1 protein-coding gene is annotated in these 1,106 nt (G+C 68.5%); it reads right to left on the reverse strand.

Features of this window, described 5'->3' with window-relative positions:
- Nucleotides 1–1,090: Ig-like domain-containing protein (locus DS843_RS30865; RefSeq protein ID WP_353618401.1), on the reverse strand; the 1,090-nt coding region annotated here is incomplete at its 3' end.
- Nucleotides 1,091–1,106 lie beyond the last annotated feature (16 nt).

The raw sequence follows: 1,106 nt of genomic DNA on the forward strand, positions 1-1,106 counted from the left end.
TCAGGCTGTGCGCGCCATCGGCCAGCGAGGCCGCAGTGACGGTCCATGCGCCAGGAGCGGAAGCCGTCGCCGTGCCCACAGCGGTGGCGCCCTCGTACAGCACCACCGTGCCCGCTTCGGCCACGCTGCCTGTGATGACCGGTGCTGCGACGCTGGTCAGAGTGTCGGCCGTCGAGCCGCTGTTCGACGAGGTCGTCAGGGACAATCCCGTCGGCGCTGAAGCACTCGTGTCAATGGTCACCGTCAGCGCGGACGATGCTGAGGACGTATTTCCGGCCGTGTCGGTCACCGTGACGCTCAACGTGTGCGCGCCGTCTGTCAGTGAGGCCGCGGTGACGGTCCATGTGCCAGGAGCGGAAGCCGTCGCCGTGCCCACAGCGGTGGCGCCCTCGTACAGCACCACCGTGCCCGCTTCGGCCACGCTGCCTGTGATGACCGGGCTCGTAACGCTGGTCAGAGTGTCGGCCGTGGACCCGCTGTTCGACGAGGTCGTCAGGGACAATCCCGTCGGCGCTGAAGCACTCGTGTCGATGGTCACCGTCAGCGCGGACGACGCTGAGGACGTATTGCCCGCCGTGTCGGTCACCGTGACGCTCAACGTGTGCGCACCATCGGCCAGCGAAGCGGCGGCAATGGTCCAGGTTCCGGCTGCGGCCACGGTCGCCGTGCCGAGCGCCGTAGCACCTTCATAAAGGATCACGGTGCCGGCCTCGGCCACGCTGCCGGTGATCACCGGGCTCGTAACGCTGGTCAGAGTGTCGCTCGTGGAGCCGCTGTTCGACGAGACCGCCAAGCCGAGCCCCGTTGGGGCCGAAGCACTCGTGTCGATGGTCACCGTCAGCGCCGACGACGCTGTGGACGTATTGCCGGCCGTGTCGGTCACCTTGGCGGTTAGGCTGTGCGCGCCATCGGCCAGCGAGGCCGCAGTGACGGTCCATGCGCCAGGAGCGGAAGCCGTCGCCGTGCCCACAGCGGTGGTGCCCTCGTACAGCACCACCGTGCCCGCTTCGGCCACGCTGCCGGTGATCACCGGGCTCGTGACGCTGGTCAGCGTGTCCGCTGTCGAGCCGCTGTTTGACGATGCCGACAGGGCGAGCCCCGAAGGA

This window comes from Roseomonas genomospecies 6, assembly GCF_008365375.1.
Taxonomy (GTDB): Bacteria; Pseudomonadota; Alphaproteobacteria; order Azospirillales; family Azospirillaceae; genus Azospirillum.